Consider the following 13803-nt stretch of genomic DNA (forward strand, 5'->3'; position numbering starts at 1 on the left):
GGCGAGTGACGACAACGCGGCAGATGTGCGTGCCAGACTCCGCGACGCCGGGATGATCCAAACGACAGGCCCTAGCCGAGGCGCGGTATCTCGATCGCGGGGCACCGGTCCATGACCATGTCGAGACCGGCCGCGCGGGTGCGCTCGTACGCCGCCTCGTCGACGACGTCCAGCTGGAACCAGACCGCCTTCGCACCCTTCGCGACCGCCTCGTCGGCGACCGCCCCGGCCAGGTCGCTGTTGACGAAGACGTCGACGACGTCCACGTCGAAGGGGATGTCGGCGAGCGAGGCGTAGCCCGGCTCGCCGTGCACCGTCTCCGCCTTGGGGTGCACCGGCACGATCCGCTTGCCGAAGCGCTGCAGCACCGCGGCCACGCCGTAGGCCGCGCGCCGCTGGTTCGTCGACAGACCCACCACCGCCCACGTGTCGCCGCTCTCGGTGAGGATCTTGCGGACCGTCGCTTCGTCGCCGTACACCCTGGGCCTCCTCGGGCCTGATCGCCTCGCACTGCCGTCCGATCATGAGAACGGCGGGCGGCGGGCGAAGATTCCCGCGCCGCGGGCCTGCGTACGGGCGCGCCTCGGCCTACGCTCGCACCGTGCTGCGCATCATCGACGCCGGAACCGGCGAAGCCGTCGAGGCCGCCCCCGCCCGCCGGGGCCTCACCCGTGTCGAGGCGCACGCGCCGGCCCTCGACACCACCGCCCTGCGGGTCCTGCTCGTCGCCGACGTCCTCGTGCGCGCCCTCGAACTCGGCGGGACACCGGTCTGGGGCCTGCTCCGCGCCGGCCGGCAGCAGACGGAGCTGCGGGCGGCGGCCGCCGCGCTCGGCGTCCGGCCGCTGGAGGACCGCGCGGCGGCCGGGCCGGGGCTGGGCGAGCGGCAGGTGCTGCACGTCGCCGCGGAGGGCACCCCGGTGCCGGACGGCGGGGTGCGGGTGGCCGTGGCGGCGGTCGGGCCGCCCGGCGGCTTCCCCGTGGACGACACCGACCCGGGCGCGCTGCGGCTGGCGCTGCTGTCCCGGCGCCGCAGCGAGCCGGTGCGGCTGGACGCCGACGCCCTGGCCGAGGCGCGGGAGGCGGTGGCCGGCTGGCGGCGGGCCGTCGCGGGGTGGGCGCGGCAGCCGTCCCGGCCGATCCCGGAGGAGGTGCGCGGACGGCTGCGCGCCGCGTGGGAGGACGACCTGGACGTGCCCGGCGTGCTGAGCGTCCTGCGGTGGGTGGAGACCGAGCCGGAGCTGCCCGACGGCGCCCGCTTCGAGACGTACGTCCACGCGGACCGGCTGCTCGGCCTCGACCTCGCCGGTGACCTGGGGGCCCCGTCATGATCAGGCGCGCGAAGGCCGGCCCGCTGCGCCGCCTGGTCGTCCTGCGGCACGCCAAGTCCGCCTGGCCGCTCGACGTGCCCGACCACGACCGGCCGCTCGCCCCGCGCGGCCGCCGCGACGCCCCCGCCGCCGGGCAGGCGCTGGCCGCCGCCGACTGCCTGCCGGACCTCGCCCTGTGCTCCACCGCCCTGCGCGCCCGGCAGACCTGGGAGCTGGCCGCCGCCCAGTGGGGCACCCCGCCGCCGGTACGCTTCGAGCCGCGGCTGTACGCCGCCGGGGTGCCCGAGCTGATCGCCGTCGTGCGCGAGGTGCCGGCCGAGGTGCGGACCCTGCTGCTGATCGGGCACAACCCCGGCCTGGAGGAACTGGTCCTCGCCCTCGCCGGAGACGGCCTGGACGACACCCTGGACCGGGTCCGGAGCAAGTTCCCGACCTCGGCGCTCGCCGCCCTCGCCTGGCACAGCACCGACTGGGCGGCGCTCCGCGCGGGCACGGCGCTGCTGACCTGGGTGACGGTACCGAGGGGGAAGAAGGAGTAGCCGCCGCATAGGCTGGCCGGATGCAGGACGAGTACCGCACGGTCGCCCGCGCGGGCGTGCACGAAACCGAGGTCAACCGCTCCCGCTTCCTGTGCGCCCTCGCACCGGCGGCCACCGAGCGGGAGGCCCAGGACTTCCTCGCCGCCGTGCGCAAGGAACACGCCGACGCCACCCACAACTGCTGGGCCTACGTCATCGGCGCCGACGCCGCGATCCAGAAGGCGAGCGACGACGGCGAGCCCGGCGGCACCGCGGGCGTCCCCATGCTCCAGATGCTGCTGCGCCGCGACATGCGGTACGTCGTCGCCGTCGTCACCCGCTACTACGGCGGCGTCAAGCTCGGCGCGGGCGGACTCATCCGGGCCTACGGCGGAGCGGTCGGCGAGGCCCTGGACGCGCTCGGCACGATCACCCGGCGGCGTTTCCGGCTGGCCACCGTCACCGTCGACCACCAGCGCGCGGGCAAGGTGCAGAACGATCTGCGGGCCACCGGCCGCGAGGTCCGCGACGTGCGCTACGGGGAGGAGGTCACGATCGAGATCGGCCTGCCCGACGCCGACGTGGACGCCTTCCGTGCCTGGCTCGCCGACGCCACCGCCGGGACCGCCGGGTTCGAACTGGGCGGAGAGGCCTACGGAGATGTGTGATTCGCGGCGCACAAATCGGGCCAAGAGGTTGTAACCGGTAGATAGTCGTGCGGGCATGACGGGCGATACAGGAGTAACCGGCCGTGATGTCAGACCCGGCCGTTAGTCTCGGGGCTCATGCGACTGCTGCACACTTCCGACTGGCATCTCGGCCGGGCGTTCCACCGGGTGAACATGCTCGGAGCCCAGGCCGAGTTCATCGGCCACCTCGTCTCCACCGTGCGCGAGCGCGCGGTGGACGCGGTGGTCGTGTCGGGGGACGTGTACGACCGCGCGGTGCCGCCGCTCGCCGCGGTCGAGCTGTTCGACGACGCCCTGCACCGGCTGGCCGACCTCGGTGTGCCGACGGTGATGATCTCCGGCAACCACGACTCGGCCCGCCGCCTCGGCGTGGGCGCCGGGCTGATCGGGCGGGCGGGCATCCACCTGCGGACCGAGCCCGCCGCGTGCGGCACCCCCGTCGTACTGCGGGACGCGCACGGCGAGGTGGCCTTCTACGGGCTGCCGTACCTCGAACCCGCCCTGGTGAAGGACGAGTTCGGGGTGGACAGGCCCGGGCACGAGACCGTGCTGGCCGCCGCCATGGACCGGGTCCGCGCCGACCTCGCCGGCCGCCCGCCCGGCACCCGGTCCGTCGTCCTCGCCCACGCCTTCGTCACCGGCGGCGAGCCCAGCGACAGCGAACGGGACATCACCGTCGGCGGAGTCGCCGCCGTCCCGGCCGGCGTCTTCGACGGTGTGGACTACGCCGCCCTGGGGCATCTGCACGGCTGCCAGACCATCACCGAGCGCGTGCGCTACTCCGGCTCCCCGCTGCCGTACTCCTTCTCGGAGGCCGCGCACCGCAAGACCATGTGGCTCGTCGACCTCGACGCCGACGGCGCGGTGACCGCCGAGCGCGTCGACTGCCCGGTGCCCCGGCCGCTCGCCCGCGTCCGCGGCACCCTGGACGACCTGCTCGCCGACCCGGACCTCGCGCCGCACGAGGACGCCTGGGTCGAGGCGACCCTCACCGACGCGGTCCGCCCCACCGAGCCCATGGCCCGGCTCACCGAGCGCTTCCCGCACACCCTCAGCCTCGTCTTCGACCCCGACCGCGCCCAGGACGACCCCGACGTGTCCTACGCCCGCCGCCTGGCCGGCCGCAGCGACCAGCAGATCGCCGAGGACTTCGTGGCCCACGTCCGCGGCGCCGGCCCCGACGAACGGGAGCGGGCCGTGCTGCGGGACGCGTTCGACGCGGTCCGCGCGGACGAGACCGTGCGCGAGGTGGCCCGGTGACGGCACGCGCCCACTTCACGGAGGTCGCCCGATGAGGCTGCACCGGCTCGACATCACCGCCTTCGGTCCCTTCGGCGGCTCCCAGAGCGTCGACTTCGACGCGCTGTCCGCCGCCGGGCTGTTCCTGCTGCACGGACCGACCGGCGCAGGCAAGACCTCCGTGCTCGACGCGGTCTGCTACGCCCTCTACGGCTCCGTGCCGGGCGCCCGGCAGAGCGGCCAGGGCACCGGCCTGCGCAGCGACCACGCCGCACCCGGCACCCGCACCACGGTCACCCTGGAACTGACCGTCGCCGGACGCCGGCTGGAGATCACCCGCCAGCCGCCCTGGGAGCGCCCCAAGAAGCGCGGCAAGGGCACCACCCTGGACAAGGCCCAGACCTGGCTGCGCGAGTACGACGCCACGGCCGGCGCCTGGACCGACCGCAGCCGCTCCCACCAGGAGATCGGCGAGGAGATCACCCAGCTGATCGGCATGAGCCGCGAACAGTTCTGCCAGGTGGTGCTGCTGCCGCAGGGCGACTTCGCGCGCTTCCTGCGCGCCGACGCCGAGGCCCGCGGCAGACTCCTCGGCCGGCTCTTCGACACCCACCGCTTCGCCGAGGTCGAGAAGCGGCTCGCCGAGCGCCGCCGCGCCACCGAGGCCGACGTCCGCGAGGGCGACGCGGCCCTGCTCGCCGACGCGCACCGCATGCAGCAGGCGGCGGGCGGCGCCATGGAGCTGCCCGAGCTGACCCCCGGCGACCCCGGCCTGGCCGACGCCGTGCTCACCGCCGCCGCGGTCGCCCGGAGCACCGCCCGCGAACAGCTGACCGTCGCCCAGTGCCGCCTCGCCGCCGCCGAGTCCGCGCGGGCCGCCGCCGACCGAACCCTGGACGACGTACGGGAACTGGCCCGGTTGCAGCGGCGGTTCGCCGAGGCAAGGCAGCGGGCGGTGCTGCTGGAGGAGCGGGCCGATGCCCACCGGGAGGCGCAGACCCGGATGGAGCGGGCCCGCAAGGCCGAGGCCGTCGCGCCCGCCCTGGAGCTGCGGGACTCCGCCGAGGCCGAACACCGGCGCGCGGCCGCCGCCGAGGCGCACGCGCGCGGGCAGCTGCCGGAGCGGTACGCCGACGCCGGTGCCGCCGGGCTCGCGGCCGACGCCCGCCGGGCCGCCGAGGAGCTGGGCGGCCTGGAGTCCGCCCGCCGCGCGGAACGCCGGCTCGCCGACCTCGTCGCCGAACGGGCCCACCTGGACCGCCAGGAGAGCGCCGACGAGGAGATCCTCCACGAGGCGGAGTCCTGGCTCGCCGACTGGGAGACCACCCGCGCGGAACTGCGGGCCCGTATCGAGTCCGCGCAGGAGGCCGCCGGCCGCGCCGAACAGCTCGCCGCGCAGCGCGAGCCCGCCCGGCGGCGGCTGGACGCGGCCCGGCAGCGGGACCGGCTCACCCGGGAGGCGGACGACGCCGAGCGGCAGGCCCTCACCTCCGCCACGGCCGCCGTGGACGCCCGCGCCCACTGGCTGGACCTCAAGGAACAGCGCCTCGACGGCATCGCCGCCGAACTCGCCGCGAACCTCGTCGACGGCGCCCCCTGCGCCGTCTGCGGGGCCACCGACCACCCCGCCCCCGCCCGCAAGGTCGCCGGGCACGTCGGCCGCGAGACCGAGGAACGCGCCCTGGCCGCCTACCAGCGCGCCGACGAGCAGCGCGCCGAGGACGAGCGCCGCCTGGGCGCCGTACGGGAGGCGCTGGCCGCCGCCACCGCCGAGGCCGGCGACCTGCCGACCGCACGACTGGCCCACGAGGCCGAGGAGCTGGAGCGGCAGTACCGGCAGGCGCGCGACGCCGCCTCCGCGCTGCACGCCGCCAACGAGGAGCTGCGCCACGCCGAGCGGGAGCACGAGCGGCGCACCGCCGACCGCCAGCAGGCCGCCGTCCGCACCGCCGCCCGCGTGGGCCACCGGGAGCGCCTGGAGAGCGAGCGGGCCACCCTCGAGGAGGAGCTGGCACAGGCACGCGGCGGCGCGGACAGCGTGGCCGCGCGAGCCGCCCAGCTGGAGCGGTGGGCCGCCCGGCTCACCGAGGCGGCCGACACCGCGCGCGCCGCCGAGGACACCGCCCAGCGCCTGAAGGAGGCCGACGCCCGGCTCGCCGACGCCGCCTACCGGGCCGGCTTCGACACCCCGCGGGACGCGGCCGCCGCCCTCCTGGACGACACCGCCCACCGCGAGCTGCAACGACGCCTGGACGCCTGGCAGCACGAGGAGGCCGCGGTCCGCGCGGTGCTCGCCGAGGCCGACACCGCGGCCGCCGCGCAGCGGCCGCCCGCCGACCTCGCCGCCGCCGAACGGACCGCCGCCGAGGCGGAACGACGGGTGCGCGAGGCCGCCTCCGCGCGGGACGCCGCCGCCCGCCGCTGCACCGAACTGGACCGGCTCTCCGCCCGCGCGGCCACCGGGGTACGCCGGCTCGCGCCACTGCGCGACGAGTACGACCGGGTGGCCCGGCTCGCCGGTCTCGCGGCCGGCACCTCCGCGGACAACGAGCGCAGGATGCGCCTGGAGGCGTACGTCCTCGCCGCCCGCCTGGAACAGGTCGCCGCCGCCGCGACCGTACGGCTGCGGCGCATGTCGTCCGGCCGCTACACCCTCGTGCACTCCGACGACCGGGCCGGACGCGGCCGCAGCGGGCTCGGGCTGCACGTCGTCGACGCCTGGACCGGACGGGAGCGGGACACGGCGACGCTGTCCGGCGGCGAGACGTTCTTCGCCTCCCTCGCGCTCGCCCTCGGCCTCGCCGACGTCGTCACCGACGAGGCCGGCGGGGTCCGCCTGGACACCCTCTTCATCGACGAGGGCTTCGGCAGCCTCGACGACCAGACGCTGGACGAGGTGCTGGACGTGCTCGACTCACTGCGCGAACGCGACCGCAGCGTCGGCATCGTCAGCCATGTCGCCGACCTGCGGCGGCGGATCCACGCACAGCTGGAGGTCGTCAAGGGAAGATCCGGGTCGACCCTGCGGCAGCGGGGTCACTGAGCCAGGGGCCGCCGGGGCAGCGGCGACGAGTAGACGACGCTCGTCGTCACCGACCCCAGCGCCCCGATCCGCCCCGAGACCTCCTCCAGGTGCCGCATCGAGCGGGCGGCGACCTTGATGACGAAGCAGTCGTCACCGGTGACGTGGTGCGCCTCCAGGATCTCCGGGGTCACCGCGACCAGGTCGTGGAAGGGCCGGTAGTTGCCGTTCGGGTACCGGAGCCGGACGAACGCGAGGATCGGCAGGCCCAGCCGGTCCGGGTCCACGACGGCGGCGTACCCCCGGATGACGCCCGCCTCCTCCAGCCGGCGGACCCGTTCGGTCACCGCGCTCGGGGACATGGAGACGGCCCGCGCGAGCTCGGCGAAGCTGGCCCGGCCCTCCCGCTGGAGGACGTCGAGGATGCGCCAGTCGGTGGCGTCCGGGGAAAACGTGGTCATGTGCGAGGGATAGCAGGGGAATCCCCCGCCGATCAAGCTTCACGCCGGGGATCGGCCCTTCAGGAAGATGATCAACGACCGTAGATTTCCGGTCATCGGACACCACCAGAAAGGTTCGCGATGACCGCCGCCACCGCCAACGCCGCCACCGACACCGCCGCCAACCCCGTCCTGCGCGTCGCGCCCGCCGCCCCCGCCGAGGCCGCCGCCTACTTCCGGGCCAGCCTCGTCTTCCACGCCGACGTCTCGGACGTGGCCGCCGCGCTTGCCTCCGGCGGCGATCCGGGGTTCGTGGTGCTGGACTCGCGTTCCACCGCGGCGTGGGACCAGGGACACGTGCCCGGCGCGATCCACCTGCCCACCGCGCTCATCACCGAGCAGGCCGAGCAGCTGCTCGACAAGTCGGTGCCGGTCGTGACGTACTGCTGGGGGCCCGGCTGCAACGGCGCGACGCGGGCCGCGCTCGCGCTCGCCGAACTCGGTTACCAGGTCAAGGAGATGCTGGGCGGGTTCGAGTACTGGGTGCGTGAGGGATTCGAGTTCGAGACCTGGGAGGGGCGTGAGCGGCGCGTCGCGGATCCGCTGACGGCGCCGGTGGACTCGGAGGACTGCGGCTGCTGAGGCCTCCGGCGGTTGGTGGAGAAGACCGCCTGGGGTGGTGCGTGGTTCTGTCGTTCGGCGAGTGCGGGTCGTGGGGGGCTGGGCGCGCAGTTCCCCGCGCCCCTTGGGGGGTTGCGCTGCGCCCCCGTCTGGACAGGAGCCCCGGGGATGACGTGGTCCTCGTGTGGCGCGCATCATGATCTGTATGGCCCGACTTCCGCAGCCCGCTCCCGAAGAACTGCGTCGCGACCCCCTGCCCCTGCGCGGTCGGACCGCGCTCGTCACCGGGGCCAGCAGGCGCGGTGGGATCGGGCACGCCGTGGCCCGGCGTCTCGCGGCCTACGGGGCGAGCGTCTACCTGCACCATCACGTGCCGCACGACTCCGCCCAGCCGTGGGGCGCCGACGAGCCGGAGGAGGTGGCCGCCTCCGTCCGGGAGGCCCTGGGCGACCCCGGGGCGCGGGTCGTGCACGGCCCCGGCGACCTGGCCGACCCGGCGGCCCCCGCGAAGCTGATCGCCGGCGCCGCCGACGCGCTCGGCGGGCGGCTGGACATCCTCGTCGCCAACCACGCCCTCAGCGGCTCCGACGGCACCCTCGACACCATCGACGCCGCGATGCTCGACGCCCACTGGGCGGTCGACACCCGCTCGGTGCTGCTGCTGACGCAGGCGTACGCCGGGCTGCGCGCCGGACTGCCGCCGCGTACCCCGGGCGGACGGGTGGTGATGATGACCTCCGGCCAGGACATCGCGGGCGGAATGCCCGGCGAGATCGCCTACGCCCTCCAGAAGGGCGCCCTCGCCTCCATCACCCGCTCCCTCGCCACCACCCTCGCCGAGCAGGCGGTCACCGTGAACACCGTCAACCCGGGGCCCGTCGACACCGGCTACCTGACGGGCGACGCCTACGACGGGATCGCCGCCCGCTTCCCCGCCGGACGCTGGGGCATGCCGGACGACCCGGCCCGCCTCATCGCCTGGCTGGCGACGGACGAGGCGGACTGGGTGACCGGTCAGGTGATCGACTCCGAGGGCGGCTTCCGGCGCTGAGACACGGTCAGAGCCGGGCCAGCTCGTCCACCAGGTCGTCCAGGCCCAGCGACCCCTGGGACAGGGCGGCCATGTGCCAGGCCTTGAGGTCGAAGGCGTCCCCGTGCCGCTCGCGCGCCTTCTCCCGGCCGAGCAGCCAGGCCCGCTCGCCCAGCTTGTAGCCGATCGCCTGGCCGGGGATGGTCAGATAGCGGGTCAGCTCGCTGGACACGAAGTCGGCCGGACGGCTGCTGTGCGCGCCGAAGAACTCCTCGGCCAGCTCCGGCGTCCACCGCTCGCCCGGGTGGAACGGCGAGTCCGCCGGGATCTCCAGCTCCAGGTGCATGCCGATGTCGACGATGACCCGGGCGGCGCGCATCATCTGCGCGTCGAGGTATCCGAGCCGCACCTCCGCGTCGGTGAGGAAACCCAGCTCGTCCATCAGCCGCTCCGCGTACAGCGCCCAGCCCTCGGCGTTGGCGCTGACCATGCCGACGGAGGCCTGGTAGCGGGACAGGTTCTCCGCGACGTGCGCCCACTGCGCCAGCTGGAGGTGATGGCCGGGCACGCCCTCGTGGTACCAGGTGGACACCAGGTCGTAGACCGGGAACCGGGTCAGGCCCATGGTCGGCAGCCAGGTGCGGCCCGGACGGGAGAAGTCCTCCGACGGAGCCGTGTAGTACGGCGCGGCCGCGCTGCCGGGCGGGGCGATCCGCGACTCCACCTTCCGCACCCGTTCGGCGAGTTCGAAGTGGGTGCCGTCGAGCGCGTCGATCGCCTGGTCCATCAGGCCCTGGAGCCAGTCCCGGACCTCGTCGACGCCCTCGATGTGCCGGCCATGCTCGTCGAGGTGCGCGAGCGCCACCCACGGCGTCCCGGCGCCCGGCAGGATCTTCTCCGCCTCCTTCCGCATCTCGCCGAGAAGGCGGTGGAACTCCGACCAGCCGTAGGCGTACGCCTCGTCCAGGTCGAGGTCGGTGCCGTTGTAGTAGCGCGACCAGCGGGCGTAGCGCTCGCGGCCCACCGTGTCCGGGGCGCCCTCGACGGCCGGCGCGTACACCTCGCGCACCCAGTCCCGCAGCTCGGCGACGGCCGTCGTCGCCGCCCGGGCGGCCTCGTCGAGTTCGGCGCGCAGGGCGTCCGGGCCGGCGGCGGCGAAGTCCTCGAACCAGCCGCGGCCGGAGCCGTCGGTGTCCGCCCATTCGCCGAGCTGCTCGATGAAGACGGCGGTCGGGCGCGGGCCCGCGTACAGCTTGCGCTCCAGGCCGAGGGCGAGGGACTCCCGGTAGCCCCCGAGCGCGGCCGGCACCGCGCGCAGCCGCTCGGCGATCGCCGCCCAGTCCTCCTCGGTGTCCGCCGGGGTCACGGTGAACACCTCGCGCACATGGTGGGCGGCGGTGCCCATGTTGCCGACCGCGCGCAGCCCCTCGTCGGCCTCGTGCACGGCGAGTTCGGCGGTCAGCCGCTCCCGCAGCAGCCGGGCGCAGCGGCGCTCGATGTCGCTGTCCGCGCCCGGCCGGCGCTCGGCCTCGTCGAGCCGTGCCAGCGTCCGGCGCGCCAGCTCCGCCAGCGCCTCCTGACCCGCGGGCGAGGTGTCGGGCAGCCGGCTCGAACTCTCCTTCACACCTAGGTAGGTACCGGTCACCGGGTCGAGGGCGACGAGCTCGTCGACGTAGGCGTCGGCGACTTCGCGAGGCAGCTGGCTCTTGGTCTCTGACATGCGGCCCATCCTCGTACGACGGCCCGCGGGCCGTCACCCGTATTGCGCCGAGGGCGAAGGAGGCAGCAGGGGACCGCAGTCCCACTGCTGGAAGATCAGCCGCGTCTCGACGCGGGCCACCTCGCGGCGGGCGGTGAACTCGTCCAGGACCAGGCGCTGCAGGTCGGCCATGTCGGCGACCGCGACGTGGACGAGGTAGTCGTCCGGCCCGGTGAGGTGGAAGACGGTCCGGGACTCCGGCAGCGCCCGGATCCGCTCCACGAACGGGCCGACCAGTTCCCGCCGGTGCGGCCTGACCTGCACGGACAGCAGCGCTTCCAGGCCACGCCCCAGCTTGGCGGGATCCAGCCGCAGCTGATGCCCGAGGATCACGCCGGCACGGCGCAACCGGGTCACCCGGTCCAGGCAGGTGGACGGTGCCACCCCGACCTGCGCGGCGAGGTCCCGGTACGTCGTCCGGGCGTCGTTCTGCAACAGCCGCAGCAGATGGAGGTCCACCGGATCCAGTACGACAGATTCGGCCACTGGCCGAACGTAACACGGGGTTTCCGCATCCGACCCCGGCCGGTGTTCACCCTCTCCGCCATGGAGTCAGCGCCCACACAGATACCCACCCGTCCCAGAGCACTGGCCACCGAGGCCGTGCACGCCGGCCGCGACGACCTCGCCGAGCAGGGCCTGCACGTCCCGCCGATCGACCTGTCGACCACCTACCCCTCCGCCGACAGCCGGGGCGAGGCCGCCCGTATCGACGCCTTCGCCACCACCGGCGCCGAACCGGACGGCCCGCCCGTCTACGCCCGCCTCGGCAACCCGACCGTCGCCCGTTTCGAGACCGCCCTCGCCCGGCTGGAGGGCACCGAGGCCGCCGTCGCCTTCGCCAGCGGCATGGCCGCCCTCACCGCGGTCCTCCTCGTCCGGGCCTCCCTCGGACTGCGCCACGTCGTCGCCGTGCGCCCGCTGTACGGCTGCAGCGACCATCTGCTCACCGCCGGGCTGCTCGGCTCCGAGGTCACCTGGACCGACCCGGCGGGGATCGCGGCCGCGCTGCGCCCGGACACCGGGCTGGTCGTCGTCGAGTCCCCGGCCAACCCGACCCTCGCCGAGCTGGACCTGGCGGCGGTCGCCCACGCCTGCGGCTCGGTGCCGCTGCTCGCGGACAACACCTTCGCCACCCCCGTGCTGCAACGCCCCGTCGAACACGGGGCGCGGCTGGTGCTGCACAGCGCCACCAAGTACCTCGGCGGCCACGGCGACGTGCTGGCCGGAGTGGTCGCCTGCGACGAGGAGTTCGCGGGGCGGCTGCGGCAGGTCAGGTTCGCCACCGGCGGTGTCCTGCACCCGCTGGCCGGCTATCTGCTGCTGCGCGGCCTCGCCACCCTGCCGGTGCGGGTGCGGGCCGCGTCGGAGAACGCCGCCGAACTGGCCCGCCGGCTCGCCGCCGATCCGCGGGTCGCCCGGGTGCACTACCCGCGCATCGGCGGCGCGATGATCGCCTTCGAGGTGTACGGCGACCCGCACGCGGTGATCGGCGGTGTCCGGCTGGTCACCCCGGCCGTCAGCCTCGGCAGCGTGGACACCCTCATCCAGCACCCGGCGTCCATCAGCCATCGCATCGTGGCCGCCGACGACCGCCGGGGCGCCGGCGTCAGCGACCGCCTGCTGCGGCTGTCGGTGGGCCTGGAGGACGTCGACGACCTGTGGGCCGACCTGGACCGCGCCCTGGGATGAGACACGCGAACGGCCCGGCGGCGCCGGGCCGTTCATCGGGGGAGTCGCGGGTCAGTCGCGGACGGGCAGCCGGCCGGCCACCGGGGCCGCCGCCAGCCGGGCGGTGATCACCAGGGTGCCCTCCTCGATCTGGTAGTCGAGGGGCAGGCCCAGCCCGCGCATCGCGGCGACCATGCCGGTGTTCGAGGCCTGGGTGACGGCGTACACGCTCTCGCAGCCCGCCTCGGCGGCCATCGCCACCAGCCGCCGCAGCAGCTCGGCGCCGATGCCGCGCCGCTGCCAGGTGTCCTCGACGAGCAGGGCGACCTCGGTCTCGTCGCCGTCCCACAGCAGATGACCGAGGCCGACGATCCGCCCCGAGGCGGTCCGCACGGCGAGCGTGCGGCCGAAGCGCGGGGAGAGCAGGTGGTTGAGATAGCGGTCCGCGTCGGCGACCGGGCCGTGGTAGCGCAGGGCGAGGGTGCGCTTCGAGCAGCGCTCGTGCATCTCCTTCGCCGCCTCCAGGTCGCTGGTGTCCGCCCGGTGCACGGTGATGGAGTTGCCCTCCGGCAGGGTCAGCACGTCCTCGCTGCGCGGGACGCGGGGACCGAGCCGGGTGTCCAGCTCCACCAGGGCCCGGGCCCGCGCGAACTCCGTCGGAGTGAACGGCAGATACGGCCGCTCGACGGTGATCACCCCGCCCTCCGGGGCCCGCAGCCGCATCACGGTGTCCTCCAGGACGCCCTCCGCCGGTACGGCGTCACCGCCGCCCGAGCGGCCGGCCGGGGCGGCGGGCAGCTGGCGGATGGTGCAACGGCCGAGCAACTGCCTGAGTGCGAGGGGGAGTTCGGCGGCGTCGAGGGCGGTGCGGGTGGCGAGGCCGAGGATCCGGGTCGGGGCGTCCACCAGGTCGTGGGCGTCGGCCCGCTCGATCCAGGTGCCGGTGCCGCCGGCCAGCGACACCACCCGGGTCAGCTCACCGGCCGTGAGGGTCCCGGGGGCGCGCAGCAGGAACTCGTCCACCGTGCCGTGGCCCAGCGGGTGCGTCTGCAGGCTGAGGATGTCGACCTGGTGGCCGGCGAGGGCGGTGCACAGCGCCGCCAGCGATCCCGGCTCGTCCCGTACCGTCGTCCGCAGCCGCCACAGCACGCTTCCCCCGGAGGCGGCCTCCGGGTTCCGCTCCGCCGTCTCGGACGGCCCGGCCTGCCGCTCGGTGGAGCTCGGCCGGGCGCCGGTATCGGAGACCGGCGGGGCGTGGCCGTGGCGGCGTGCCCACCAGGTGTGGAAGGCCGCGGTCGCGAGCAGCGCGATCGCGGAGATCACCAGCAGTGCGGGGCCGTCCGGCCCGTGCCCGATCAGGTTGGCCACGGCGTCGGCCACCGCTACGGCGGTGAAGAGCGCGGCGAGTTCGACGACGTCCCGTCGCCAGTGGTGGACGGGACGCCCGTGCTTCGCGCGCGTCACATCAGTCATTTTCCGCTTCA

At 75.1% G+C, this 13803-nt stretch carries 13 protein-coding genes; 8 read left to right on the top strand and 5 right to left on the bottom strand.

Annotated elements, in window-relative coordinates; translation table 11 throughout:
• Positions 1-71: 71 nt before the first annotated feature.
• Positions 72-479 carry a CoA-binding protein gene (locus AMK31_RS27970; protein ID WP_073943450.1) on the bottom strand — a complete coding sequence of 136 codons (408 nt, stop codon included), beginning with the start codon at positions 477-479 and terminating at the stop codon, positions 72-74.
• 122 nt (positions 480-601) lie between these two features.
• Between AMK31_RS27970 and AMK31_RS27975 the strand changes: the two genes are divergently transcribed.
• From AMK31_RS27975 to AMK31_RS27995, 5 genes are all read left to right on the top strand, one after another.
• Positions 602-1330 carry a hypothetical protein gene (locus AMK31_RS27975; protein WP_107468743.1) on the top strand — a complete coding sequence of 243 codons (729 nt, stop codon included), beginning with the start codon at positions 602-604 and terminating at the stop codon, positions 1328-1330.
• The gene (locus tag AMK31_RS27980; RefSeq protein WP_073943452.1) at positions 1327-1869 is read left to right on the top strand and encodes a SixA phosphatase family protein; all 543 of its coding nucleotides are present in this window, start codon (positions 1327-1329) and stop codon (positions 1867-1869) included. Before AMK31_RS27975 ends, AMK31_RS27980 begins: the two co-directional genes overlap by 4 nt.
• Positions 1870-1889: 20 nt before the next feature.
• Entirely contained in the window at positions 1890-2516 is a 627-nt protein-coding gene (locus tag AMK31_RS27985; protein ID WP_073943453.1) for a YigZ family protein, read from the top strand.
• 117 nt (positions 2517-2633) lie between these two features.
• A complete protein-coding gene (locus AMK31_RS27990; RefSeq protein ID WP_073943454.1) occupies positions 2634-3797 on the top strand; it encodes an exonuclease SbcCD subunit D in 1164 nt (387 codons plus the stop codon).
• 31 nt (positions 3798-3828) lie between these two features.
• Positions 3829-6819, top strand: coding sequence for an AAA family ATPase (locus tag AMK31_RS27995; RefSeq protein WP_073943455.1), 2991 nt, complete (start codon positions 3829-3831; stop codon positions 6817-6819).
• Here AMK31_RS27995 and AMK31_RS28000 read toward each other — a convergent pair.
• Positions 6813-7259 (bottom strand): Lrp/AsnC family transcriptional regulator, encoded by a 447-nt coding sequence (locus AMK31_RS28000; RefSeq protein WP_073943456.1) that lies wholly within the window; start codon positions 7257-7259, stop codon positions 6813-6815. The genes AMK31_RS27995 and AMK31_RS28000 overlap by 7 nt on opposite strands.
• A gap of 120 nt (positions 7260-7379) precedes the next feature.
• Between AMK31_RS28000 and AMK31_RS28005 the strand changes: the two genes are divergently transcribed.
• Positions 7380-7880 carry a rhodanese-like domain-containing protein gene (locus AMK31_RS28005; protein ID WP_073943457.1) on the top strand — a complete coding sequence of 167 codons (501 nt, stop codon included), beginning with the start codon at positions 7380-7382 and terminating at the stop codon, positions 7878-7880.
• A 184-nt stretch (positions 7881-8064) separates the two neighbouring features.
• The gene (locus AMK31_RS28010) at positions 8065-8910 is read left to right on the top strand and encodes an SDR family oxidoreductase (RefSeq protein WP_073943663.1); all 846 of its coding nucleotides are present in this window, start codon (positions 8065-8067) and stop codon (positions 8908-8910) included.
• A gap of 7 nt (positions 8911-8917) precedes the next feature.
• Here the strand turns inward: AMK31_RS28010 and AMK31_RS28015 are convergent, their stop codons facing one another.
• A complete protein-coding gene (locus tag AMK31_RS28015; RefSeq protein WP_073943458.1) occupies positions 8918-10609 on the bottom strand; it encodes a DUF885 domain-containing protein in 1692 nt (563 codons plus the stop codon).
• Between the two features lie 33 nt (positions 10610-10642).
• Positions 10643-11134 carry an Lrp/AsnC family transcriptional regulator gene (locus tag AMK31_RS28020; RefSeq protein WP_073943459.1) on the bottom strand — a complete coding sequence of 164 codons (492 nt, stop codon included), beginning with the start codon at positions 11132-11134 and terminating at the stop codon, positions 10643-10645.
• A 60-nt stretch (positions 11135-11194) separates the two neighbouring features.
• Between AMK31_RS28020 and AMK31_RS28025 the strand changes: the two genes are divergently transcribed.
• Positions 11195-12340, top strand: coding sequence for a trans-sulfuration enzyme family protein (locus tag AMK31_RS28025; protein WP_073943664.1), 1146 nt, complete (start codon positions 11195-11197; stop codon positions 12338-12340).
• 51 nt (positions 12341-12391) lie between these two features.
• Here AMK31_RS28025 and AMK31_RS28030 read toward each other — a convergent pair whose 3' ends face one another.
• A complete protein-coding gene (locus tag AMK31_RS28030) occupies positions 12392-13792 on the bottom strand; it encodes a GNAT family N-acetyltransferase (RefSeq protein WP_073943460.1) in 1401 nt (466 codons plus the stop codon).
• Positions 13793-13803: the final 11 nt, after the last annotated feature.

The sequence above is a fragment of the Streptomyces sp. TSRI0107 genome (assembly GCF_001905845.1).
In the GTDB taxonomy this organism is placed as follows: Bacteria; Actinomycetota; Actinomycetes; order Streptomycetales; family Streptomycetaceae; genus Streptomyces.